The organism is Anoxybacillus sp. ST70 (assembly GCF_019553625.1).
In the GTDB taxonomy this organism is placed as follows: domain Bacteria; phylum Bacillota; class Bacilli; order Bacillales; family Anoxybacillaceae; genus Anoxybacillus; species Anoxybacillus gonensis.
Map to the genome: position 1 here is coordinate 187,455 of NZ_JAHZOF010000003.1, position 24,040 is coordinate 211,494.

General features: G+C 41.5%; 24 protein-coding genes. 20 read left to right on the top strand and 4 right to left on the bottom strand.

Annotation, left to right across the window (positions count from 1 at the left end; genetic code table 11):
• Window positions 1–41 precede the first annotated feature (41 nt).
• Genes bioF through bioC form a run of 3 tightly spaced genes read left to right on the top strand, consistent with a single transcriptional unit; the run spans window position 42 to window position 2,648 of the window.
• On the top strand, window positions 42–1,211 hold the full coding sequence (bioF, locus tag K1I43_RS06745; RefSeq protein ID WP_019417568.1) for an 8-amino-7-oxononanoate synthase: 1,170 nt from the start codon (window positions 42–44) through the stop codon (window positions 1,209–1,211).
• The gene (locus K1I43_RS06750) at window positions 1,208–1,888 is read left to right on the top strand and encodes an alpha/beta fold hydrolase (RefSeq protein WP_136260332.1); all 681 of its coding nucleotides are present in this window, start codon (window positions 1,208–1,210) and stop codon (window positions 1,886–1,888) included. Before bioF ends, K1I43_RS06750 begins: the two co-directional genes overlap by 4 nt.
• Window positions 1,881–2,648, top strand: a complete 768-nt coding sequence (gene bioC / locus K1I43_RS06755; RefSeq protein WP_026011644.1) for a malonyl-ACP O-methyltransferase BioC — start codon at window positions 1,881–1,883, stop codon at window positions 2,646–2,648. The genes K1I43_RS06750 and bioC overlap by 8 nt, the downstream gene beginning before the upstream one ends.
• Here the strand turns inward: bioC and speD are convergent.
• A complete protein-coding gene (gene speD / locus K1I43_RS06760) occupies window positions 2,641–3,414 on the bottom strand; it encodes an adenosylmethionine decarboxylase (protein WP_026011643.1) in 774 nt (257 codons plus the stop codon). The genes bioC and speD overlap by 8 nt on opposite strands.
• A gap of 109 nt (window positions 3,415–3,523) precedes the next feature.
• Here speD and K1I43_RS06765 point away from each other — a divergent pair, with 109 nt between their 5' ends.
• The 15 genes from K1I43_RS06765 to K1I43_RS06835 all read left to right on the top strand — a co-directional run bounded on the left by K1I43_RS06765 (window position 3,524) and on the right by K1I43_RS06835 (window position 19,116).
• Entirely contained in the window at window positions 3,524–5,347 is a 1,824-nt protein-coding gene (locus K1I43_RS06765) for a monovalent cation:proton antiporter family protein (RefSeq protein ID WP_019417564.1), read from the top strand.
• A 305-nt stretch (window positions 5,348–5,652) separates the two neighbouring features.
• Complete coding sequence (locus K1I43_RS06770) at window positions 5,653–5,979, top strand: nucleoside triphosphate pyrophosphohydrolase (RefSeq protein ID WP_019417563.1); 327 nt, start codon at window positions 5,653–5,655, stop codon at window positions 5,977–5,979.
• Complete coding sequence (locus K1I43_RS06775) at window positions 5,972–8,398, top strand: DEAD/DEAH box helicase family protein (protein WP_026011642.1); 2,427 nt, start codon at window positions 5,972–5,974, stop codon at window positions 8,396–8,398. The genes K1I43_RS06770 and K1I43_RS06775 overlap by 8 nt, the downstream gene beginning before the upstream one ends.
• Before the next feature lie 445 nt (window positions 8,399–8,843).
• Complete coding sequence (locus K1I43_RS15860; RefSeq protein WP_083842726.1) at window positions 8,844–9,242, top strand: AAA family ATPase; 399 nt, start codon at window positions 8,844–8,846, stop codon at window positions 9,240–9,242.
• Window positions 9,243–9,469: 227 nt separating this feature from the next.
• A complete protein-coding gene (locus K1I43_RS06785) occupies window positions 9,470–10,231 on the top strand; it encodes a hypothetical protein (RefSeq protein ID WP_019417560.1) in 762 nt (253 codons plus the stop codon).
• A 106-nt stretch (window positions 10,232–10,337) separates the two neighbouring features.
• Window positions 10,338–12,260: a 3'-5' exonuclease gene (locus K1I43_RS06790; RefSeq protein WP_019417559.1), complete on the top strand. Its 1,923-nt coding sequence runs from the start codon at window positions 10,338–10,340 to the stop codon at window positions 12,258–12,260.
• 26 nt (window positions 12,261–12,286) lie between these two features.
• Entirely contained in the window at window positions 12,287–13,342 is a 1,056-nt protein-coding gene (locus K1I43_RS06795; RefSeq protein ID WP_019417558.1) for a tetratricopeptide repeat protein, read from the top strand.
• Window positions 13,343–13,408: 66 nt separating this feature from the next.
• Complete coding sequence (locus tag K1I43_RS06800; protein WP_019417557.1) at window positions 13,409–14,857, top strand: M20/M25/M40 family metallo-hydrolase; 1,449 nt, start codon at window positions 13,409–13,411, stop codon at window positions 14,855–14,857.
• A 732-nt stretch (window positions 14,858–15,589) separates the two neighbouring features.
• Window positions 15,590–15,877 (top strand): hypothetical protein, encoded by a 288-nt coding sequence (locus tag K1I43_RS06805; RefSeq protein ID WP_019417555.1) that lies wholly within the window; start codon window positions 15,590–15,592, stop codon window positions 15,875–15,877.
• Window positions 15,878–15,994: 117 nt separating this feature from the next.
• A complete protein-coding gene (locus K1I43_RS06810; RefSeq protein ID WP_019417554.1) occupies window positions 15,995–16,255 on the top strand; it encodes a hypothetical protein in 261 nt (86 codons plus the stop codon).
• Entirely contained in the window at window positions 16,252–16,479 is a 228-nt protein-coding gene (locus tag K1I43_RS06815) for an aspartyl protease family protein (protein WP_100215862.1), read from the top strand. The genes K1I43_RS06810 and K1I43_RS06815 overlap by 4 nt, the downstream gene beginning before the upstream one ends.
• Window positions 16,480–16,499: 20 nt before the next feature.
• The gene (locus K1I43_RS06820; protein WP_157966500.1) at window positions 16,500–16,637 is read left to right on the top strand and encodes a hypothetical protein; all 138 of its coding nucleotides are present in this window, start codon (window positions 16,500–16,502) and stop codon (window positions 16,635–16,637) included.
• 369 nt (window positions 16,638–17,006) lie between these two features.
• Window positions 17,007–17,216: a hypothetical protein gene (locus K1I43_RS06825; RefSeq protein ID WP_019417552.1), complete on the top strand. Its 210-nt coding sequence runs from the start codon at window positions 17,007–17,009 to the stop codon at window positions 17,214–17,216.
• Window positions 17,217–17,431: 215 nt separating this feature from the next.
• Complete coding sequence (locus K1I43_RS06830) at window positions 17,432–18,649, top strand: RNA-guided endonuclease InsQ/TnpB family protein (protein WP_116052129.1); 1,218 nt, start codon at window positions 17,432–17,434, stop codon at window positions 18,647–18,649.
• 173 nt (window positions 18,650–18,822) lie between these two features.
• Window positions 18,823–19,116 carry a nucleotidyltransferase domain-containing protein gene (locus K1I43_RS06835; protein WP_019417848.1) on the top strand — a complete coding sequence of 98 codons (294 nt, stop codon included), beginning with the start codon at window positions 18,823–18,825 and terminating at the stop codon, window positions 19,114–19,116.
• 39 nt (window positions 19,117–19,155) lie between these two features.
• On the opposite strand, the gene katG is transcribed toward K1I43_RS06835, so the two are convergent.
• Both katG and K1I43_RS15650 read right to left on the bottom strand, forming a co-directional pair.
• A complete protein-coding gene (gene katG / locus K1I43_RS06840) occupies window positions 19,156–21,342 on the bottom strand; it encodes a catalase/peroxidase HPI (RefSeq protein ID WP_019417847.1) in 2,187 nt (728 codons plus the stop codon).
• 233 nt (window positions 21,343–21,575) lie between these two features.
• Window positions 21,576–21,707 (bottom strand): hypothetical protein, encoded by a 132-nt coding sequence (locus K1I43_RS15650; protein WP_019417846.1) that lies wholly within the window; start codon window positions 21,705–21,707, stop codon window positions 21,576–21,578.
• A gap of 240 nt (window positions 21,708–21,947) precedes the next feature.
• Here K1I43_RS15650 and K1I43_RS06845 point away from each other — a divergent pair, with 240 nt between their 5' ends.
• Both K1I43_RS06845 and K1I43_RS06850 read left to right on the top strand, forming a co-directional pair.
• Window positions 21,948–22,457, top strand: a complete 510-nt coding sequence (locus K1I43_RS06845; protein WP_019417845.1) for a DoxX family protein — start codon at window positions 21,948–21,950, stop codon at window positions 22,455–22,457.
• 161 nt (window positions 22,458–22,618) lie between these two features.
• Complete coding sequence (locus tag K1I43_RS06850; protein ID WP_009362343.1) at window positions 22,619–23,443, top strand: undecaprenyl-diphosphate phosphatase; 825 nt, start codon at window positions 22,619–22,621, stop codon at window positions 23,441–23,443.
• Window positions 23,444–23,471: 28 nt separating this feature from the next.
• Here K1I43_RS06850 and K1I43_RS06855 read toward each other — a convergent pair whose 3' ends face one another.
• Window positions 23,472–24,032, bottom strand: a complete 561-nt coding sequence (locus K1I43_RS06855) for a sugar O-acetyltransferase (protein WP_019417844.1) — start codon at window positions 24,030–24,032, stop codon at window positions 23,472–23,474.
• Between the last annotated feature and the right edge of the window lie 8 nt (window positions 24,033–24,040).

Sequence of the window (24,040 nt, forward strand, 5' to 3'; positions counted from 1 at the left end):
AAACTTTTCTTTTAATGAGGTTTACAAAGGGGAGAGGGGCATTGTGGGAAGAGTTGCAAACACATATAGAACAGCTCGAGAAAAAAGCGCAAAAACGAGCGTTAGTCAACGTGGAAAGCGATGGGTGTTTTATACGTATAGACGGACAACATGCATTTAATTTTTCGTCAAACAATTATTTAGGATTAGCGAATGACGAACGATTAATTCAAGCGAATATGGAAGCAACGAGAACATACGGCGTTGGAGCAACCGCATCCCGCCTTGTTGTCGGCAACCATCCGCTATACGAACAGGCGGAAGATGCGCTTATTCGTTGGAAAGGCTATGAAGCTGCACTCATCGTCAATAGTGGATACACAGCAAATGTCGGCATTCTTTCTTCTTTAGCAGGACGAGATGCGGTCATTTTCAGCGACAAATGGAATCATGCAAGCATTGTGGATGGCGCCATATTAAGCCGAGCAGAAGTCAAACGTTACCGTCACGCTGACATCGATCATTTAGAAACGCTATTAAAAAAGACAGACAAACATAAACGAAAACTGATCGTTACCGATACGATTTTCAGCATGGACGGCGACGTCGCCCCATTGCGTGAACTCGTTTCGTTAAAGGAAGCATACGGAGCGATACTCGTCGTCGATGAAGCGCATGCAAGCGGTGTATATGGAAAAAACGGAGAAGGAATGGCTCACGAATGTCAAGTGGCACAACATGTAGACGTACATATGGGAACATTCAGCAAAGCGCTCGGTTCATATGGGGCTTATGTCGCTGGAAAGCGCGTGTTCATCGATTATTTGATAAACACGATGAGACCGTTTATTTTTACAACAGCGCTACCTCCAAGCGTACTTGGCGCCATTTATGCCGCGATTGACGTTGTACAAAAAGAGCCGGCACGGCGTTACCATTTACGTGCGTTAAGCGACCATTTTCGCACGCGTCTTCAACAGGCGGGGTTTCATATAGGTGAAAGTACGACGCACATCGTACCCCTGATCGTTGGCGACAACGAACGGGCGCTAGCGTTTAGTGCCCGATTGCGCGAGCGTGGCATTTTCGCCGTGGCAATTCGTCCACCAACGGTCCCAGAAGGAACGGCACGCATTCGTTTTTCGCTCATGGCAACGATGACAAAAGAACAAATCGATTGGGCGCTTGAGCACATTTGTGCAGTCGGAAAAGAAATGGGGTTGATCGCGTGAACGTGTTATTATTGCCAGGATGGGGGATGAAAGGAGAAGTGTTTACCCCGCTCATTCACGCACTTCAGCCAAGCCATGTGACCGTCGTCGCATGGGAGCATATGCGTGATGTCGATCATTTTTTAGAGAAAGCAGAAGAAGCCCTAACCGTTCCATCTCTTGTGATCGGTTGGTCGCTCGGATCGCTCGTCGCTTTACAGCTTGCGATGCATGAACATGTTCAAGCGCTCGTATGTATCGGGGGAACGAGCCGATTTACGATGACAGACCATTATCGGATCGGCTGGCATGCGCGCGTGGTTGAACGAATGAAAGAACAATTGCTACGCCAGCCGGAAAAAACGATACAATCATTTATTGATATGTTATGGGGCGAGGAAGAGGCAGAGCCGTTCCCGTATATGTATCGTCATACGCCTGACTTGCTGCTCGGACTAGACTATTTACTCAAAACAGATGTGCGCGACAAGCTGTCAAGCATTCGTGTGCCGCTATTACTTATTCACGGAGAATGTGATCGCATTTGTCCGCCGCAAGCCGCTCAATATATATACGAACGAACAAACGATTGTACATTTATGCTTATGCCAAATGTCGGACACGCTCCGCACGTCACGCAACCAAGCGTGTGCGCCCATTACATTGAAACGTGGTTAGGCGGTGGGAAAAATGATTGATAAACAATTAATGCAAAAGCGATTTAGCGAACGAGCAAATACGTACGACCAGTTCGCAAACGTCCAAAAAAAGATGGCGCACGAGTTAATGGCACGCATTTGTCGCCCGCCAAAAACAATTTTAGAAATTGGTTGTGGCACAGGATATTTGACAAAATTGCTGTATGACGCCTATCCGCATGCACAGCTCACCGCTGTCGATATCGCCCCGGGCATGATTGAAGTCGCAAAAGAACGACTAGGGGATGCGCCGGTGACGTGGCTTTGCGCGGATGTAGAAGAAGTAACGCTACATGAAACGTACGATTTGATGATTTCGAATGCCACGTTTCAATGGTTCACAAATCCAAAACAAACGATCGCCAAACTCGCCGAACGAAGAAACGAAGGGGGACAACTTCTTTTTTCAACATTTGGCGACCGAACGTTTTACGAGCTGCATACATCGTTTGCTTATGCGTTAGCGAAACAACATATTCATGAACCGCTTCGCATCGGACCATCGTTTCCGACATTTCATGAGTGGCTGCATATGCATTCCCATGCGCGTGGCCACGAGCAGTTTGAAGTCGAATATTTTCCATCTGTGCGCGACTTTTTTTTATCGCTTCGCCATATTGGCGCAACGAATAGTACATCTGGTCGCTATTGTCAACGACCGTCTGTATTTAAAACAATGATGCATGAATATGAACAACGTTTTTCGGAACAAGGGTTTATTCGCGCGACATACCATTGCATTTGGATCGACATTAGTTAGGTAGCGTCATGTTTTTTCCGTAAAAAATTTCATCCATTTCTATGCGTAATTTTTGTGTAATGTCTTCTACTTCTTCTTTTGTGAGCTGATCTTTAGACAGCTCAAACAAATAGCTATCTAAATCAAACTCGCGCAATTTACATTTCGTATGGAAAATATGTTCTTGATACACGTTCACATCAATCATATCGTATTGTTTGCGAATGTCGTCAGGAATGTAGTTTTGAATCGATGTAATATCGTGATCAATAAATAGCTTTTTCCCGGAAATATCGCGTGTAAATCCGCGCACGCGATAGTCGATAATCATAATATCGGTCTCAAATGAGCGAATTAAATAATCAAGTGCTTTCAATGGTGAAATTTCCCCGCACGTGGCGACATCAATATCAGCCCGAAACGTGCTAATTCCATCGTTCGGATGATATTCGGGATATGTATGTACGGTAATATGGCTTTTATCAAGGGCACAAACGACCGCTTGTGGCACAGGCGGTTCTTCTTTTGGCACTTCAATCGGTCCTTCTGAAATGAGCATCGTCACACTGGCCCCTTGAGGAACGTAATCTTGTTTGGCGACATTTAAAATATGCGCGCCAATGATATCCGCCACATTTTTTAAAATGCTCGTCAACCGATCCGCATTATACACTTCGTCAATGTATGCAATGTAAGCTTCCCGCTCACTTGCGCTCTTTGTATAACAAATATCGTACATATTAAAACTAAGCGACTTTGTTAAGTTGTTAAATCCGTGTAGTTTCATGATGCATCTTCCTTTCTTTTTTCTTATGTTGCCCCGTTTATGCGAAAAAATTGTAACTTTGCTCACAAACTTATATAATGGGTGAAAAGATTGGAAGGAGGGATAAATGATGCATGCATCGCTTTCATCATTAGTTATTGTCATCGTTGCCGCGTTCCTCACACCACTTTTATTGCATCGTTTTCGTCTGCACATGATTCCTGTCGTGGTGGCGGAAATTATTGTAGGGATTATCATCGGGAAGACGGGGTTCAATATTGTTGAACAAGATATGTGGCTCGAGACGTTATCGACGTTAGGGTTTTTGTTTTTAATGTTTTTAAGCGGGTTAGAAATTGATTTTTCTGCTTTCGCAAACAAAAAGAAGAGGAAGGGAGAAAAAGAGCCGAATGCGTTTTTCGTCGCTTCTATTATATTTGTCGGCATTTTTCTCGTTTCGCTCGGTCTTTCTTACACATTTGTTTGGTTCGGTTACATCGATAACGCCTTTTTAATGACGCTCATCATTTCGACCATCTCGCTTGGTGTTGTCGTTCCGACGCTGAAAGATGCGCAATTAATGAAGACAACCATCGGACAAACCATTTTATTAATTGCGGTTATCGCAGATTTAGTCACGATGGTGTTGTTAGCTGTTTTTGTATCGACGTATGATCCGAGCCATGGAAACACATGGTTATTGCTCGGTTTATTTCTCGTTGGTGTGTTGTTTTATTTTGCAGGGAAATATTTTAAAAAACGTTCGTTTATCGAAACGATGGCAAAAGGGACAATTCAAATTGGCACGCGCGCTGTATTTGCGCTTATTATCGTTCTCGTCGCGTTATCAGAAACGCTTGGTGCTGAAAACATTTTAGGGGCGTTTCTTGCCGGGGTGCTCGTTTCTTTATTGGCGCCAAATCAAGATTTCGTTCATAAGCTTGACTCATTTGGCTACGGCTTTTTTATCCCGATTTTTTTCGTGATGGTTGGTGTCAATTTAGACTTGCGCCCGTTGTTTACACAATTTGATATTTTATTGCTTATTCCACTTTTATTTATCGCACTTGTCATTTCTAAAGTCGTTCCGGTGTATATGTTACGCATTTGGTACGATCGAAAGACAACGCTTGCGGCAGGCTTTTTACTCGTCTCGACGCTTTCACTCGTCATCGCTGCTGCAACGATCGCAGAGCGAATGGGGATGATTGATGAAAATATGAAAGGGGCGTTAATTTTAGTCGCTGTACTCACGAGCGTCGTTTCACCAATTATGTTTAAAAAATTATATCGAGTGGAAAAAGAGGATCGGAAAAAAGTTGTCAAACTCATCGGGACAAATCAATTTACACTTGCGGCTGTTCGCGATTTGCGTGCCGATGAATATGAACCGACATTGTACCATATTCGCCAAGATAAAATTGAACAAACGGAACATATTTTCCCGATTGTCGATATCGATGATTATTCATTCGAAACGTTACAAGCACATGAGGCACTAACAGCTGACGTTGTCGTCGTTTTGACAGGTAACGAACAGACGAACGCCCAAATCGCCACGTGGGCAAAACAACAAGGGGCTTCACGCGTCATCGCCTTCGCCGAGTCCCCATCCATTGTCCAACAATTAAAAGACGTTGGCGTTGAAACCATTTCTCTCGCCCTATCAGCTGGAGCGATGTTAAAAGCGTTTATCGAATCACCAAACGTTGTCCATATGTTGACACACCGCGACATCACATTGCATGAAATAGAAATGAACAACCTTGCTTATCACGGTGTGCTCCTTCGCCAATTCCCATTTCTCGGCGACTGCATCATCGTCCGCATTTTCCGTGGGCACGAATCGATCGTTCCACACGGAGACACCGAAATGCGCATCGGCGACCGCATGATCGTCACCGGATCGGAGGAATATGTAAAAGAATTGCGTGAGCTGTTAGAGGGGGAGTAAGAGCATAAGCCATTCGTTTTGTGATTTTATTTGTTTTATTTAGTATTATGGACGTTTTTGTGTTACTTTGTACTTCTGTTGTTGGCATATGAAGCAAAACGTATATTTTTCTGTTGCCAACAATAAACGCCAGAGAACAAAGTGGAAAAGTATTTTGTTTTTGAATAGTAGTATCTTGAGAAAGTAACTCTTCAACAAAGAGTTGCTTTTTTATTTTTCAAACATGTTTGTAGAAGACTTCAATACGTATTGAAAATCTAGTAAAATATGTAATAGATAAAGGACAGAGATAGGAGAGGATCATGATGCCTGTTTATAATAAACTTGTTCGTGACAACATTCCACAAGTCATTGAAGCAGCTGGGAAGACATGTACAACGCGCACGTTAGGCGATGAAGAATATCGGCAACAGTTGCGGAAAAAAGCGTTTGAGGAGTTGGAGGAATATATGAACGCACCGGATGATGTGACGGCTGTGGAGGAGTTGGCGGATTTGTTAGAAATCGTACATGCACTTGCCGAATGCCATGGAGCGACGATTGAGCAAGTCGAAGCAATTCGTGCATCGAAAGCGGAGAAACGAGGCGGATTTAAGGAAAAAATTTTCTTAATTGAGGTACATGATGAGTAAAATCGAGTTTGTCAAAGGTCGTCTAATTGAAAAGTTAACTGAACAGATTGAAACGGCTTCCACGATTTACATATTGACGTCGTTTGTGATGAAGTCGGGGGTCGATATAATAAAAGAGCCGTTAAAAAAAGCGGCTGAACGAGGAGCCGATATTAAAATTTGTGCCGGGGATTATTTATATGTCACACAGCCAGACGCTTTACGTGAACTCATAGCGATCCACCCGAATATCGAAATTCGTTTATGGAAAAGCGAGGGCATTTCTTTTCATCCGAAAGCGTATTTGTTTGAACATGAAAATGACGGCTATTTTATTATCGGTTCGTCCAATTTATCGCGTTCTGCGCTAACGAGCGGGGTAGAATGGAATATCGGCATACATAAATGTGTGGAAGAACGTGTGTTTGTAGAAGTGATGAATGAGTTTTTAACTCTTTTTTATGCTGAACAAACGGTGCAAGTGAACGAGGAGACAGTAAAAGACTATGAAAAGCAATACGCTGATTACCACCAACGTCATGCAAATCTCGTGCGACAATGGACAAAGTTAGAAGAATTAGAATTTATGCTTCCTATTGAAACGGAACAAGAAACAGAAATCATTCATGATGAAAAAGTACCGTACGGGGTGATTCAGCCACGCTTTGCGCAAGTGGAAGCACTCGCCCAATTGGAAGCAACATATGCCGAAGGATACGATCGCGCGATGGTCGTCATGGCGACGGGGTTAGGAAAAACGTATTTAGCTGCTTTTTTCGCTCAAAAGTTTCAAAGAGTGCTATTTATCGCCCATCGCGAAGAAATTTTGCATCAGGCAAAACGGTCATTTGCGCAAGTTCTTCCACATAAGACGTTTGGCATTTATGATGGAAAAGCGAAAGAAGGACAAGCAGATGTCGTTTTTGCATCTATTTTTACGTTAAGCATGAAAAAGCATCTTGAAATATTTGCACAAGATGCGTTCGATTTAATTGTTGTCGATGAATTTCATCATGCGGCGGCGAAGTCTTATGAGCGTGTGCTTGCCTATTTCCAGCCAAAGTTTTTACTTGGCATTACAGCTACACCTGATCGCAATGATTATAAAGACGTATATGCCATTTGCGACGGAAATGTGGCGTATCGCATCGATTTTATCGAAGCCGTACAGCGAGGATGGCTTGCGCCATTTCGTTATTATGGCGTATATGATGATACGGATTATACGAAAATCGCATGGCGTGGCAATCGCTATGATGAAGAACAACTATTGCAAGTACAACTTCGTAAAGAAATGGCAGAACGTATTTTGCAAGCTTGGGAGAAGTACAAACAGACGAAAACGCTCGTGTTTTGCTCCTCCATTCGCCAAGCCGATTTTCTAGCAAATTATTTCAACGAACACGGCTACCGTACCGTTAGCTTGCATTCTAAACAAGTACATATTACGCGTACGGAAGCGATTTCGTTGCTCGAAAAAGGTGAATTAGACGCGATTTTTACTGTCGATTTATTTAATGAAGGTGTCGATATTCCAACGGTTGATACGTTATTATTCGTTCGTCCAACGGAATCACTCACGATATTTACGCAACAAGTTGGGCGCGGCTTGCGTCTCCATCCAGCCAAACAGTATTGCGTCATTATTGACTTGATCGGGAACTACCGCAATGCCGATGTCAAACTCGCGCTATTTGATACAGAAAAAGAAGAAAAAAGAAAACAAAAATCCACTATTCCTGTTGTTCCAGACGGATGTGTTATTGACTTTGATGTTCGTGTCGTTCACTTATTGGAGGAAATGCGTCGAAAACGGCAACCGCGCAAAGAAAAATTGCTCATTGACTACTATGACGTCAAACAACAACTCGGCCGCCGCCCGACGTATCTTGAACTTCACTTGCACGGCCGCAGCATCGCAAAAGAATATCGCGATGAGTTTAAATCGTACGTGGGGTTTCTTTATTGGGCGGATGAATTGTCAGAGCGGGAAAAAGAAGTGTTTTTGCGATATGAATCGTGGCTTGTCGAAGTCGAGCGAACAACGATGACAAAAAGCTACAAAATGGTTGTTTTACAGGCGATGCTAAACCGCGGGTCGTCACGCTGGCACTTGCCAATGACGCCGAACGAAGCCGCGCCATTTTTCCATCAATACTTTATGGAGAAAGACTATCGAAAACGTATCGACTTCTCCGACGGCGAAACGAAACGCCTATGGCAATACGACGAACAAAAAGTGGCGAAACTTATCGCCAAAATGCCGATGACAAAATGGAGCGGCAGCTCAAACGGACTCATCTCGTTTGAAAACAACGTCTTCTCGCTAACCTTTTCCATCGCACCAGAAGACGAACATCTATTGTACAAATGGACGCAAGAAATTTGCGAGTATCGGTTGCATGTGTATTTTGAGAGGAGAGGTGGAGAGAAGAGTTAAAAGCTGTAATAGTACAAGTTCCTTTTCGAACAAAGCTATTTTTTGTTTGAAAAGGAGCGCATTTGTAAAATTTATACAAGTAATAAAATTGAAAGTCTACTGTGTTTTAGTAAATTACGCTGTCGGATTTAGCTCACAATATAGGACTTGGCACTATGATGATTGTATTTGTGCAATACTGGAAGATGAATTTTTTTCTTCTGCTAATCAAGTATGCTTCGTATCAATTATCGAATAGTCAAATTTCTATGTTAAGGAATTAGATAAGTGATATGCAACGAGCCTATGACATCACATCGAATGAGATAGAGGTAAACAAAAAACGAGAGTCTATGCTGTGAAACTAAGCAAACGAATTTGAATTGTTGAAAGTAAATCATGGGAAGCGGGTGGTTGATCGTGAAGATACAATCTTTGGAACTCTATCATTTCAAAAACCATACATATGCTCATTTCGAATTCAAGGATACGAATCATTTTTTTTGGAGATAACTTTACTGGTAAAACATCAATTGGGGATGCGATTGTGTTTGCCTTGTATGGAGTAACAAAGCACGGTTTTAAAACATACGTCCATGACTTTGTTCAAATAGGGAAAAAGTCGCTGTCTGTTAAAATAGTTGTACAATTAAACAATGCCACTTTAGAAATTGAACGCTCCATCAATGGAAATAAAGAAACACTGCTTCTAAACAAAAACACCACAACTCAGAAACAACTCTCGAGGTTAATTGGAGATCATTCTGCTTTTATTTATAGTTTTTTTCCAGACGTGTTTCCAGAACAAGAAAAAAAACAGCACGTGAATTTCTCATCTCGTTACTCCCTAACAAAAATGAAGTAGACGTTACAATAGCGCATTTAGAAGCTAAAATAAAAAGTCTACTTGAGCAAGAGAAAAAGCTTAAACAAAACATTACTTATTACTATGGGCAACTTAATCTTCTAGAAAACGAGTTTACCGCTTTTTCCGACTCAATGTATAATAAATCATACGACATGAGCAAGGTTGAAGCAGAGATAAGCAACTATGAACATCATTTAAAAACATTACTAAAGAGCAAGGAAAAATTGAATATAGTTAGAACTTCTTTTGAAAAACAAATCCAGGAAATCGACGTACGGTATGAACATATGCAAAAATACAACGAACTGAAGGTAACCGAACCATGTCCGTTTTGTAAACAACCGTTAGCTCGTGAATATTTGTCCTTGCTTAATGAAAACAATCTTTCAAAAAAGATGCTTCTCGCACGTAAGGATCAATTGGAACAAAAAGAGCGGGAACTGACTGGTCAGTTGGCTGAGTTAGAATTGGAAATTGAACGATTACAAGTCGAGATTCAAAAACGAAAAGGACTCATTGATCAACATAAAATGATTGAAAATCAACAAACTCTTCAAAAAAATTTGCAGCAAAAGAAAAGCGAGATTGTGGAAAGCATTCAGAAAAGGGAACTACTCATCAAAAACATTAAATCCGAAATTAAATTAGCAAAAAACCAGCTTGCGCATGTTTTTGAAAGCATACAAGATACAATTAATGAAAAATTGACAAATACAAAAATTGTTCTTTTTAAGCAGTTAAAAAACGGAGAGTTGCGTCCTGATTTTCAAATACTTTACAATGACAAGCCGTACCGTATTTTATCGTATAGTGAAAAGATGAGATGTATGATTGAAATTTCATCTATTTTTCGGCACTTTACGAATGTCACATATCCGATTTTTATTGATAACTTAGAGAGCATTACTCATTTAAATCCGCCTGCAACTCAAATTTTTACAGCGAGTGTAAAGAAAATGGCACCTCTTCAATTGTACTCCAAATAGTGGGGGTATGTAGAAAACAATCCTTTTATTCATTTTTCTAGCCACAACTTGCTTATTTTATATTATAATGGTACAAAAATCCTATTTTCCACTGGAGCTGGTTTAGATGGCGTACACGATTCCGGAAACGATTCGTTCGAGTGCGACGGCGGGGGAGCGATTGTTGTTTCGAACGCTAAAAACATATTTGCCAGATGACTATATTGTCTACTATGAACCGGAGATTCGAGGAAGACGTCCGGATTTTGTCATTATTGGCCCTGATTTAGGGCTTGTTGTGCTTGAGGTAAAAGATTATACATTATCGACATTGCTTCATTTGAATAATGATGAATGGACGATTGTAAGTAGTGCTGGTGAGCAGGCGACGGTAAAAAGCCCGTTTAAGCAAGCGAGAGATAATGCGTTTCACATTGTGGATGCGTTAAAAAAAGATAAAAATTTAGTTCACTTAGAAGGGAAATATCAATTCCAGCTGAAATTTCCTTATGGCTATGGAGTTGTGTTTACGCGAATTTCGCAAAAAGATTTAGTGAAAAAGCAGTTGTATCCCGTTGTTGATCCGAATTTTTGTTTGTTGCGTGATGAAATTGATCCGGACAAAGAAACGTTTAGCGAAGAGGTGTTGTTTGAAAAAATATGCAATATGTTTGTCGTTCCGTATCGATTGCGAACGCCGTTGACGAAAGAGGAAATCAATGCGATTCGTTATCATCTTTTTCCAGAGGTGCGCATCAGTGCGGAGTTTCGCCCTCCTACGCCATATCAAGATCAAGTGCTTTTATCTCTTCATGACATTAAAGCGATGGATTTGCACCAAGAAAATCTCGCAAAGCAGCTCGGAGATAAAAACCGTTTGATTCGTGGAGTAGCAGGAAGCGGAAAGACGCTTATTTTAGCTAGTCGAGCGAAGCTGTTGGCGAAACAACATCCCGATTGGAAAATTTTAATTTTATGCTATAATATTTCGCTTGCGCAAGGGATTCGACAAATGCTCCACCATATGTTACATGAACCAGATTCGTTATTTGATTTTGACTTTACGAAAAAAGATGGGATGGCGAAAACGGTAGGCGATCAAATTATTGTCCGTAACTTTCATGAATGGTTAAAACATGATTTAAAAATATCAGAACAACAAATTCCGTATATATTAGAGAAAATAGATAAAAAAGAAGCCATTTTGCCAATGTATGATGCTATTTTAGTTGATGAAGGACAAGATTTTTCTTCGGACTGGTTGGCGCTGATTAGTAAATTATTAAATCCAGCAACACAATCGCTTCTTCTTGTAGAAGATCGAGCACAAACAATTTATAAACGAAAACGATCGTATGTACAAGATACGGGATTAAGTTTTCAAGGACGTTCTAAGGTGTTGACGATTAATTATCGAAATACGGCACAAATCGTGAAATTTGCATGGGATTTTTATCGTGAGCATTCGGTACTAAGCAATAAAGTGGCTCAACGGGAGTTTGAAGGGGAAATTATCGCCCCACAAAGTACGCGGCGGAAAGGGCCGGAGCCGGCAATTGTAAAAGAAACGAACTTTGGGGAAGAGATGAAATTTGTTGCGAAGCAAATGAAACGGTTACGTGAAGAGAGAAACGTGCCGTATTCGGAAATGCTTATTTTGTATCGAGTGAAACGAACGCATAAACAAAGCATCATCGATGTCATCAAGCGAACGTTGGAAAAAGAGCAAATCCCTTATTATTGGCTCGCGGAAGATGAAACAACAAAGCGAAAATTTTCCCGCGATGAAGAAACCGTTAAAATTAGCACAATTGAAAGTAGTAAAGGACTTGATTTTCAAGCGGTGTTTATTGTCAATGTGGACAACATGCCATTTGCACTCGAAGAAGACCGTGAACGGGAAGTATCGTTATTGTATATCGGCATGACACGGGCGAAAGAATACTTATGTTTGTCTTATTCAGGAGAGTCCGAATTCACACGGTATTTCGAGCAAGTTCGCACGAGCAGATTGCAGAAGAAAAAGGAAGAAAACGTAAACGGTTCGTAACTTTGTTCTTTTGAAAGGAGAATTTCATGAGACGATCCGAAATAACCTTAGATACATTATACGACCGCGAAGAACAACTTCTTGAAGAGCTAAATAGCGGTGAGGCAAAAGATTGGGTTTATTATGAAATTGTCGATGTGTATGAGAAAATGGTCCGTTACTTATCCCGTTGTTCAGCAGAGGAAAAAGAGGAACATGGGTTTGAGTATGTGAAAAAACAGCTCGTGAGTTATTTGATTCATTATGGAACATATTTGAAAACACAGCTTAGAAAAGACGAGCGTATGGCGAAAACAGCGTTTCAAAAAGCGTTGAGATATGATTCGGAAAATCCGATTGCCTATTATCGTCTCGGGTTTTTAACGTATAACGAACAGCGCTACACAGAGGCGCTTCGTTATTTTGAACAAGCGCTTGAATATCAAAAGACGTATTCGAATCGCGAGTTTTGTTTAAATGAACGACAGCTATATTATGCGCATCTTTATTTGGCGAATAGCGCCTTGTTTATCGCGGAAAAAACGTATCAATCAGTAGCGCAATTTCCTGATTACATAAGCGCTCAAGAGAAACCTGCGGAACTTTCGTTTTTGCATGAATGGTTGCAGCGAAATGAAAACATTTTAACGATGCAAGCATTTACGAAATGGACGGCGAGTGGAAAAGAGTATTGTTCAAAAGAACAATGTGAACAAGTGATGATGAATCCTCCTAAAAATACAGTCGTTCTTTATTTTTCCGATCGCGAAAATGTTGTATCTTATCACGGTAGCGAAGTATGTTTGCCACGCGATCCTGCGGAAATGCTTTGTTATTTTTTAGTGGAAACAAACAAAGAGCGTCCGGCAACGAAATATGATACGGAGGTATTTTTCCAATCGAGACGGAATGGGGACATTCCTACAAATACGTTCGTTCAAAAAGTAAAGCGTCTTCGGGAAAAGCTAGGACGTATTGGAGTGTCTACGATCATCGACTCATGCTCATGTCGAGGAGAAACGGCCTACTATTATAACGGGCTTGTCGATTATATTATTATGCATCGCAGTGATTATACGTTTATGTTTGACGATGAATGGTGATGACATGTGTGTCATCGCTCTTTTTTTATATTGAACTTGTAAATAACGAAAAGGAGTGATGACGCCATGAAAACATGGAATCAATTATTTATTCGTCAAGGTTTTATTTTAGAGGAAAAAAGTCCAAATGAGTTTATTTGCACAAATGAGAAAAAAGAAAACGTCGAGTTTTTATTGAAAAGTTTGGACGTAGCGAATGTCGATTATACGTTTTGGAACGATGTATTAACAATCGATAATCCGCCGATTAGCGAAAAACAATGGCTAGAAGCAGTGGATTTTCGGCAGCGTGGAGTTAGCGAGATAATAGGGCTAGAAGAGCCGAAAGTGTTTGAGGTAGATACGTATATTAGTGGCGTGATTCGTGAGTTAAACCGTCTTGGCTTATATACTATTGCTTGTTGTGGTGGCCATGAGAAGAGACAACCACATATATATTTTCATAGAGAAACAAACATGGAGAAAGTCATGAAGTTGTTCCGTGCGCTGCGCGTCAATGTCCATTTATCACCGTCTTATCCTCATCGGGTGTCGCTTCGGATGAACAGAGAGCAGCTTCTTGATCTCGCGGAGAACATGCGGAACGTACAAATCGATTGGTTAGAACAAGAAGAACAATATATTCAAAAAACAGTTTTCCTTCAAGAGCTTGAACAATTGCTTAGCGTCTCAGGGGAAAGTGGCAATGAAGGAGACATTCGCGCTGTCGTGTATGAAAAACTGAAGCCATATGTCGATCATATCACGGTGGATCGATATGGGAATTTGCTGGCGCAAAAGACGTACAAAACAGGACATGGACCGACGATTTTGTTGAACGCTCATTTAGATACGGTAGAAGCATTTGCGCCAGGAAGAACAATTGTGAAACAAGGAGCGATTTGGTCAAGTAGTGAAGGGATTTTAGGAGCGGATGATCGCGCTGGAGTGGCGGTGTTGCTTGAAATTGCGAAATGGCTTGACACATCTTCATTTAACGGAACGATAAAATTTGTTTTTACCGTAGAAGAAGAATGCGGACTTGTTGGAGCGCGGAAGCTAGAGGAATATTTTCTATGGGACGTTGATGCAGCGATTGTTGTTGATCGGCGGGGAAGTGGGGATATCGTTACATCATGTGGCACGATTCAGCCGTTTTGCGATATTCGCTACGGACAGTTTTTTGAACAAGTAGCTCGTGACATTGGATTAACTCATTGGACATGTACGGCTGGTAGAAGTAGCGATACGAGAGTTTGGGCAGAACATGGCATTCAAAGCGTAAACTTATCTGCAGGATATGAGTGGGAACATACGGACGACGAAATATTAAACACAGATGCTTGTTATGGAACGGTGCAACTCATTCAAGCGGTGCTTAATCAATGGCGAGACTTTTCAACAATGTTGCGTGATTTGCGTCGTGGTGATCGAAACGATGTATGTTATGTTGGTCGAAATGATTTACGTCGTGTCGATCGAAAAGTTGTCAAAGTGGAGAGAGTGTCAAAAGTGAAATCGAAGCAGATGGAATGATCCATTTGGCGCTGTGAAAAGGACGTCGCTTAGGCGTCCTTTTGGTGGTGTGCTCGGCAGGGGTGCAATCTCGAGGGTGAAAGTCCCGAATTGCGAAGGCGGAAGCAGCAGCTAGCTTAACGCAAGGGTGTCCGTGGTGACGCGGAATCTGAAAGAAGCGAGCGGCAAACTTCCGGTCTATGGAGGGAAATATTGCACTCTTACCCGAGGAGGTCTGATGGATACGTGAAGTACGCTTCATAACCTACTTCGTGATAGGTAGCTTAACCATCAGAAGTCAGCAGAGGTCGTCGTACGAATCGGTCTAGAACGATTCGGAAGGACCGAACAATCAAGAGAAAATAGCCCTTGGCATTCAGTTCGTCATGGTGAACACAGAAAACGCAGTACCTCCCAAGAGAAAGGAAAACGGTGAATCCCGTGGGGGGCTCTTGGAGGGTGGAGTGACGACTGACATAAGAAGATCAGCTATTTACGGAAGGAAGAAGAACGATGCTCTTAAATCAAAAAAATTTCTTGCGTCACTGATCTTGATTGAACCGCCGTATACGGAACCGTACGCACGGTGGTGTGAGAGGACGGAGGTTAATCACCTTCTCCTACTTGATTATACGTGTGAGCGGGCTGCTAAATCTGTGCAGTTTCATGATTTGTATGCATCGAAAGAGGAAAGAAGAAACAAAAGGCGTATATGTTTTTTAGGAAGTGGAGCAAAAACAAAGGAGAAGGAAAATGAAAAAATGGGCAGTGATGTTATTCTATACGATTAGCGTCGCGGCAGTCACGTATGTATCGTTTCGATTGTCTCTTTTTGGAATTTTCGAAGCAACGCAATTTCCGAATCGGCTCTTTTTGTTCGGGCTCACATTGCTTTTATTCGGTACGTTAGCCATTGGAGCGGGTGCAAGAAAGTATATATTTTCTGTTTCTAACAATAAGCAAGAAAGAACGAAGCTGCAAGCAAGTTTTCTTTTATGCACCGTAGCGGCGATTTGGGTGACGATTTGGTTTTTAGTTTAGGGAGTGGCGGAAGGGCATCGCCCCCACACGATTCCTACAGACTCTTGGTTTGTCAAAAAGATCCGTTTTTTCTTTGTTTGTGTTAAGATAAAAGCAAAAAGAAATGGGTGAAAGACGATGAAGTGGGAAGAGATTCGGAAAGCTTTTCCAAATCGTTGGGTGCTCATTGAGGCGGTGGATGCCTATACAAATGAGAAAAACGAACGTGTTTTAAACAAATTAATCCCGATTGAAACGTTTTCGGACCCAATGAAAGCAATGAGTGAGTATAAACATCTTCATAAGGAAAATCCTCATCGAGAATTGTATGTTCTTCATACGAATCGCAAAGAAACAAATATTGTGGAAAGAACATGGACGGGAGTGCGCCGAGGATGATAGAGCTTCGTATCGAAGAAGGGATGTTGCTCGCTACATTGCAGTTAACCCATAAAAATAAAACGATTGAGTTAAAAAGAGCGTTAATCGATACCGGCTCAACAGGAACCATCGTATCTGCTGATCAAGCAGCAACAATTGGAATCGTTCCAGAAGAAAACGATTCTATTTATCGAATTAGCGGGGTGGGGGGGGAACGGAATTTGTTTACGCAAAAATTGTAGATGAAATCATGATAGGATCCATGAAAGCAGCAAATTTTGAAATTGAATTTGGTGCGATGGAGTACGGAGTAGAGCTAGATGCGATTATAGGACTTGATTGTCTTTTGCATATTGGCGCTGTCATCGATTTAGAAAAACTTATTCTTTATGCACGCTAGCGGAGAGATGAGGAAGGAATGCGGTTCACAAATGGTGAATGGCTTTATCCTGAATCCGTGACACATGAACAATTATTATAATCAAGCATTGATTGCCCTGTTGCGAGGACAGGAAGATCGGTTCGAGAATTTGAAAAAGAAAGTAAAAAAAAACCTTTTTGTTATGTATTTGAAGCGGAAAGGGCGTTTCGAAATGGCGATCAAAAAGAAGCTGAGCGATATGGAAACCTAGCCATTTCTACTTCACGTGGACTTCAACGGTATGTGCTTGTTCGTTCGTTAGAACACCAACAAAATCATCCAAAACGCCAAACGTTTTTCTAATTAACATAGTCGATATAAATTAGAGAGTAAGGATGATACAGACGCATGTACATAAACAACGTATTTGCACAAATTGTGTTTAGTCTTTTATCTTTCCTGCTTGGGATTAGCGGGATTTTTAGACTAACTGATCCGACGGGCTCATTTGACCGAGTACTCGGCTTGCTTCTTGTCGTATTCGGTTTTCCAGGTGCTTTTATAGGCATAAAAACGTGGTGGGAAGATCGGAAGCTAAGAAAAAAGCAGAAAAGATAGCAAAATACAATGTAATATGGAACGATATGTTAAGTTCTCGTAATGCAACGGCACATGTATATGGTTCTGTTTTTTCATTCAATCGTAAAAATATATTAAAAATTTTGATAAAATATATTTGAGATCCCACTTCTTTCGTGATTATTTTTACATCTTATTGCATGGCTCTCTGATGAACATGTATAGTAAAAGAGAAAGCGAGGTGAACAACGATCATGATGGCGAATCGAGTGGAAAGGCATATGATTTGCGCCACTCATCCGTATTATCCGATGATCGACGAGTATTGTTTTCGGTCAAAAAACTTGTACAACTTCGCCAACTATCAAGTGAGGCAAACGTTTTTCCAACACGGCACGTATCTTTCTTACAACAAGCTAGACAAGCTGCTGAAAACAGAAGGGATGGATACAGACTATCGAGCGATGCCAATGGCTCAATGTGCCCAACAAACGTTAAGAATGCTCCATCAAAATTGGCAATCATTTTTTAAGTCGATGAAAGATTGGACAAAAAACAAAGACAAATATACAGGCAGACCGAAACCGCCCAAATATCTCAAAAAAGACGGACGATATGTACTTGTGCTAACGAATCAATCATGCAAAGTCGTCGATGAGCATATAACATTTCCTGCCTGTTTTCAAGGGTTTCGGTTAAAGACAAACATGAAAGGGAAGCTACAACAAGTCCGATTCGTTCCGAAACACCGCCATATCATCATCGAAGTCGTTTACAAAATCCCTATTCCACCGCAAAAACAAGATCATAACAGATACATCAGTATTGATTTAGGATTAGATAACTTCGCAACCATTGTGAACAACGTGGGCAAACAACCGATCGTCATCAATGGTAAAGGTCTAAAATCCGCCAATCAATACTACAACAAACAAATGAGCCATTATCGCAAAGTAGCGAAACAGATGAATGGACTTGATTGGACAAAACGAATGAGCAAAATGACAGAAAAACGAAACCGCATCGTAGAAAACTTTATGCACCAAGCGAGTGCCTTTGTCATGAAACATGCGCTGTCTTTAGACTGCGATACGATTGTGGTGGGGATGAATAAAGATTGGAAGCGTGAAGTCCATCTTGGAAAGCGTACAAATCAAGCATTCGTTCACATTCCGTATCAAACGTTTCTTCATCAGTTGCAGTACAAAGCGGTACAGCATGGCATTCGCGTCATTGTGACAGAAGAAAGCTATACATCGAAATGCAGTTTTTTAGACATGGAAGAAATGAAGAAACAAAAGCAATACAAAGGAAAACGAATCAAGCGTGGGCTGTTTCAATCTGCGAATGGAACGCTCATCCACGCAGATGTCAACGGGGCATACAACATCATGAGAAAAGTATTCCCAAAGGCGTTCGCCAATGGGATAGTGGGTGTGGGGTTACACCCGATCCGAGTACATGTCGCTTAAACGACGTGGACGGATAAACAATTTTATTAAAATCTTTATCATTATTCTATGATTTTAATAAAATTGATAACCTAATGAAGAAGATTATGAACAAATTAAGCAAAAAATTGTTGATGAATACGTCCAACCAATTGAAGCGCTGTTGCAAAAAATAAAAGAAGAAGTGATCGATCGTGACAACATATGGAATTAGCCGGAACGTATTTGAACGCTTATTGGCATATTTTCAAAGTGAAGAAGAGATCCAACGAGTTGTTTTATTCGGTTCGCGGGCAAAAGGGACGGCGCGTTACAACTCCGATATTGACTTGTGCATTGATTATACAGGAAAGCAAAAATGGAAAGTCATTGATGCAATCGATGAAATTGTTGGCATTTATTCGTTCGATGTGCTGTTTTTTGATTCATTGAATAAAGAGATCGCGCGGCAAATTGAGCGTGACGGAATCGTTATTTATGAGAGATAAAAAAGCAGGGGAGACGATCGTCCACCTGCTTTTTCTCCTTTAAATCGTAACCGATGTTTTTGTTTTTTTCCGAAGGTCGAATCGGTCGGCGTTCATGACTTTTACCCAAGCTTGAATAAAGTCGCGGACAAATTTTTCTTTGTTGTCGTCTTGGGCGTAAAATTCAGCGTAGGAGCGAAGGATCGAGTTTGATCCGAAAATTAAATCTACACGAGTGGCGGTCCAACGAACAGCCTTCGTTTTCCGGTCGCGAATGTCATACAAGCCATCTTCCCTTGGTACCCATTCATAGTTCATATCGACAAGATGAACAAAGAAATCGTTTGTGAGCACCCCGATGCGATCCGTAAATACACCGTGAGGAAGATCGCGATACGTTGCTCCTAACACACGCAAGCCACCGACTAATACCGTCATCTCTGGGGCGGTTAAGCCGAGCAATTGGGCTTTGTCGACAAGCAGTTCCTCAGGGCCGACGCGATATTTTTTCTTTTCATAGTTGCGGAATCCGTCAGCGAACGGTTCTAATACGGAAAAGCTTTCCACATCCGTTTGTTCCTCCGTAGCATCCCCTCGTCCAGGCATAAACGGTACGTGGACGTCAAACCCGGCATCGCGGGCTGCTTTCTCGACTGCCGCGCTGCCGCCGAGTACGATTAAATCAGCGATGCTTACTTTTTTAGGGAGCGCGCGTTGAATGTCTTCATAAACGGCAAGCACTTTCGCAAGTCGCTCTGGTTCGTTCACTTCCCAATCTTTTTGTGGCGCGAGCCGAATGCGCGCACCGTTCGCTCCGCCACGCTTATCGGAGTTACGGAACGTGCTAGCGGATGCCCAAGCCGTTTTCACAAGTTCGCTAATCGTTAACCCTGAATGTAAAATTTCCGTTTTGATCTCTTCGATTTCCGCATCCGTTAATTCATAATCAGCTTCTGGAATCGGGTCTTGCCAAATGAAATCTTCTTTCGGCACTTCTGGGCCAAGATATCTCGTTTTCGGCCCCATGTCGCGATGAATGAGCTTAAACCAAGCGCGCGCAAACGCATCTGCAAATTCCTCTGGATGTTCATAAAAGCGACGAGCAATTTTTTCATATATTGGATCAAAGCGCAACGCTAAATCGGTCGTCAACATCATCGGCGGCACTTTCACATTGGCATCTTCGACATCAGGCGCTAAATGTTCTTCTTTTATATTCACTGCTTCCCATTGATACGCACCAGCTGGACTTTTCGTCAACTTCCATTCATATTCAAAAAGCAATTGTAAATAGCTATTATCCCATTGCGTAGGTGTTGGCGTCCAAGCACCTTCCAGACCGCTTGTAATCGTATCGCGTCCGTTCCCTTTTCCGTACGAGCTAAGCCATCCTAACCCTTGCGCTTCAATCGGAGCTGCTTCTGGTTCAGGGCCGACATGCGATGCAGCACCAGCTCCATGCGCCTTCCCAAACGTATGGCCGCCTGCGATGAGCGCCACAGTTTCTTCGTCGTTCATTCCCATTCGTTTAAACGTCTCGCGAATGTCACGCGCCGCCGCGAGCGGATCTGGGTTGCCATCAGGACCTTCTGGATTGACATAAATCAGCCCCATTTGAACGGCGGCAAGCGGATTTTCTAATTCGCGGTCGCCTGTATAGCGTTCGGAGGCGAGCCATTCTTTTTCCGCCCCCCAATAAATGTCTTCTTCTGGGTGCCATACGTCCTCTCTGCCAGCGCCAAAACCGATCGTTTTTCCACCCATAGACTCAATCGCCACGTTGCCAGCTAACACAATTAAATCCGCCCAAGAAATTTTATTGCCGTATTTTTGTTTAATCGGCCACAACAGGCGACGTGCTTTATCTAAGTTCGCGTTGTCTGGCCAACTGTTTAACGGGGCGAACCGTTGCGTACCTGTGGAAGCGCCGCCTCGTCCGTCGCCAATGCGATATGTTCCTGCAGAATGCCAAGCCATGCGGATAAATAGTGGACCGTAATGTCCGTAGTCGGCAGGCCACCAATCCTGGCTTGTCGTCATGAGTTTACGCAAATCTTCTTTTAACGCCCAATAGTCAAGTGTTTGAAATTGTTCCGCATAATCGAACGTTTCGTCATGGGGATTCGTTTTTCGGTCATGTTGATGAAGAATGCTTAAATTCAGTTGATTCGGCCACCAGTCTTTGTTTGTTGTTTTGTTTGAAGTATGATTCGTCACACTTCCATGGAACGGGCATTTGTTTTCCATTCTTTTATTCTCCTTTCCTACATATAAATGAAATATGATGCTAGGTGTTCACTTGTTGAGAGTGATAATAATTAGCACATTAGAATTATACTAAATTAATATTTAATAGTAAAGTAAAAATGATATTTTTATTTAAAAATTATAAAAATCCCCCATTTCATTCTGTTTGCAGAATAAAATGGGGGATTTATACGTTCACATCCGCATTTCCGTTCATCGTTTCACTCCAATCTTTAATGTTGCAGCATATATTTGACTTGTTCAGTTGTCAAGTTGCGAATAAATTCGATTAAGTCAATCGCCTCGATTCCGAATTCATTACATTTTTCAACGTATCTTTGGTAAGCTTTAGTATACATTTCCATAAACAAAACCCCTTTCGCACGTTTCTTTTGTTAGTTATATTGTATTATAACAGACTTAAAAAATCAACGACTGTTATATAATTATTTTATATTTATACAATGGTTAATTTTTGTAATAATATAGTCAAATCTTTTTGAATATCATGTGAAATTTCGAACAAATTTGGTTTGAATAATACAAAAAGTGGTATGATAAAAGTGTAATAATTATAAAAAATTATAAATAAGGAGAGATGCAACATGGTAGTAAAATGGTTACGTGAGCATGTAAGCGCAGCGGCCGTTTTGACAGTGTTTCGTTTGTATCTCGGTTATGAATGGTTTATGGCGGGATGGCATAAAGTAACAGGAGGATTTGATGCGACAGGATTTTTAAAAGGAGCACTTAGTAAAGCAACAGGGGAGCATCCAGCAGTACAAGGATGGTGGGCGTCTTTTATTGAACATGTTGCATTACCAAACGTTAGTTTTTTCAATTTTCTTGTACCATGGGGTGAGGTGCTCGTTGGAATTGCGTTGCTTTTAGGTGTGTTTACAACATTTTCTGCTTTGATGGGTGCTGTAATGAATTTTGCATTTATGTTTTCGGGTACAACAAGCACAAACCCGCAAATGGTTTTGTTAACATGTTTCATTCTTGTTGCAGGGGCGAATGCAGGAAAGTTCGGGCTTGATCGTTGGGTAATTCCGTATCTTCGTAAATATGTGAGTGAATATCAGAATAAGCGAAAAATCGCATCGACTTCTTAAATAAAAAAAGAAGACGGCCATACGCATCTTGGTGCGTGGCCGTTTTTTGTTTTAAGTAATTTTCACATGTAAGTAGTAGAATGAAAATGTTTGTAGTACAATAGAGTAGGCAAATGAAAGAGATTATACATATTTTACCGTTTTAGAAAGGATGGACATACATGCATGTAATAGAGTTAATTAAAGCGCTCATTTTAGGACTAGTTGAAGGAGCGACAGAGTTTGCGCCTGTTTCGTCGACAGGTCATATGATTATCGTTGATGATATGTGGCTCAAGTCAAGTGAGTTTTTAGGGAAGTATGGGGCGAATACGTTTAAAGTCGTCATTCAGCTCGGTTCGGTTTTAGCTGCCGTTGTGGTGTTTAAAGATAAATTTTTCGAATTGCTTTATTTACGAAAAAGCGAAGTGAGAACAGGACCGCGTTTGACGCTTATGCACATTTTTATCGGTCTTTTGCCAGCTGGTGTGTTAGGTGTTTTATTTGAAGACTATATTGATGAACATTTGTTTTCGACGGAAACGGTGCTCATTGGGCTCGTGCTTGGAGCATTGTTGATGATCGCAGCAGACCGTTTCGGAAAACGAACGAAAGTAGCGCAAACAGTAGATGATATAACGTATAAACAAGCATTCATTGTCGGTCTCGTTCAATGTTTATCCCTTTGGCCAGGGTTTTCACGTTCGGGGTCGACCATTTCAGGTGGCGTGCTTGTCGGAATGAGCCATCGCGCAGCAGCTGATTTTACATTTATTATGGCGGTGCCAATTATGGCTGGAGCAAGCTTCATTTCGTTGTTGAAAAACTGGCAGTACATCACAGTGGATGCTTTACCATTTTTCATTGTCGGTTTTATTAGTGCTTTTGTTTTTGCTTTGTTAGCGATTCGCTTTTTCTTGCGTTTAATTAATCGTGTTCGCCTTGTGCCATTTGCCATTTATCGCATCGTGCTTGCGGCAGTTATTTATATGGTTTATTTTGCGTAACAAAAAAAGGCTCCTTGCGCGGGAGCCTTTATACATTTAGCTGTTTTATCACTTTTGCTGGGTTGCCGCCGACGACAACGTGATCGGGAACGTCTTTTGTGACAACCGCACCGGAAGCGATGACAACGTTATTTCCGATTTTTACTCCTGGATTAATGATTGCCCCGCCACCGATCCATACATGATCACCGATGGAAACGGGCGCTCCGTATTCTAATCCTGATATTCTTTCCGTTGGATCAATTGGATGGGTAGCTGTATAAATGTGGACACCGGGACCGATAAGGCAGTTATCTCCGATGTGAATGTGACATACATCTAAAAAGACGCAATGAAAATTGGCAAAAAAGTTTTCCCCAACATGAATATTATATCCGTAATCGCAATAAAAAGGGGGCTCAATATATAAGTTTTCACCTGTTGAGCCAAATAGTTCTTTCAATAAAGAAACACGTCGTTCATGTTCCGTTTCTAATGTTTGATTAAATAGCCTTGTTAAGCGACGAGCATGTTCGCGTTCTTTCACTAACTCTGGATCTGTGGCACGGTATAATTGACCGCTTAACATTTTTTCTTTTTCGGACTTCATCTTTTTCA

Excerpts from the sequence above, each read along its gene's own strand:
- K1I43_RS06845 (WP_019417845.1), top strand. The coding sequence starts at position 21,948 with ATGGTAGTAAAATGGTTACGTGAGCATGTAAGCGCAGCGGCCGTTTTG.
- katG (WP_019417847.1), bottom strand. The coding sequence starts at position 21,342 with ATGGAAAACAAATGCCCGTTCCATGGAAGTGTGACGAATCATACTTCA.
- K1I43_RS06830 (WP_116052129.1), top strand. The coding sequence starts at position 17,432 with ATGATGGCGAATCGAGTGGAAAGGCATATGATTTGCGCCACTCATCCG.
- K1I43_RS15860 (WP_083842726.1), top strand. The coding sequence starts at position 8,844 with ATGCTCATTTCGAATTCAAGGATACGAATCATTTTTTTTGGAGATAAC.
- bioC (WP_026011644.1), top strand. The coding sequence starts at position 1,881 with ATGATTGATAAACAATTAATGCAAAAGCGATTTAGCGAACGAGCAAAT.
- K1I43_RS06795 (WP_019417558.1), top strand. The coding sequence starts at position 12,287 with ATGAGACGATCCGAAATAACCTTAGATACATTATACGACCGCGAAGAA.
- K1I43_RS06790 (WP_019417559.1), top strand. The coding sequence starts at position 10,338 with ATGGCGTACACGATTCCGGAAACGATTCGTTCGAGTGCGACGGCGGGG.
- K1I43_RS06825 (WP_019417552.1), top strand. The coding sequence starts at position 17,007 with ATGTACATAAACAACGTATTTGCACAAATTGTGTTTAGTCTTTTATCT.
- speD (WP_026011643.1), bottom strand. The coding sequence starts at position 3,414 with ATGAAACTACACGGATTTAACAACTTAACAAAGTCGCTTAGTTTTAAT.
- K1I43_RS06770 (WP_019417563.1), top strand. The coding sequence starts at position 5,653 with ATGCCTGTTTATAATAAACTTGTTCGTGACAACATTCCACAAGTCATT.
- K1I43_RS06765 (WP_019417564.1), top strand. The coding sequence starts at position 3,524 with ATGCATGCATCGCTTTCATCATTAGTTATTGTCATCGTTGCCGCGTTC.
- K1I43_RS15650 (WP_019417846.1), bottom strand. The coding sequence starts at position 21,707 with ATGGAAATGTATACTAAAGCTTACCAAAGATACGTTGAAAAATGTAAT.
- K1I43_RS06810 (WP_019417554.1), top strand. The coding sequence starts at position 15,995 with ATGAAGTGGGAAGAGATTCGGAAAGCTTTTCCAAATCGTTGGGTGCTC.
- K1I43_RS06775 (WP_026011642.1), top strand. The coding sequence starts at position 5,972 with ATGAGTAAAATCGAGTTTGTCAAAGGTCGTCTAATTGAAAAGTTAACT.
- K1I43_RS06855 (WP_019417844.1), bottom strand. The coding sequence starts at position 24,032 with ATGAAGTCCGAAAAAGAAAAAATGTTAAGCGGTCAATTATACCGTGCC.
- K1I43_RS06815 (WP_100215862.1), top strand. The coding sequence starts at position 16,252 with ATGATAGAGCTTCGTATCGAAGAAGGGATGTTGCTCGCTACATTGCAG.
- K1I43_RS06820 (WP_157966500.1), top strand. The coding sequence starts at position 16,500 with ATGAAAGCAGCAAATTTTGAAATTGAATTTGGTGCGATGGAGTACGGA.
- K1I43_RS06800 (WP_019417557.1), top strand. The coding sequence starts at position 13,409 with ATGAAAACATGGAATCAATTATTTATTCGTCAAGGTTTTATTTTAGAG.
- K1I43_RS06850 (WP_009362343.1), top strand. The coding sequence starts at position 22,619 with ATGCATGTAATAGAGTTAATTAAAGCGCTCATTTTAGGACTAGTTGAA.
- K1I43_RS06805 (WP_019417555.1), top strand. The coding sequence starts at position 15,590 with ATGAAAAAATGGGCAGTGATGTTATTCTATACGATTAGCGTCGCGGCA.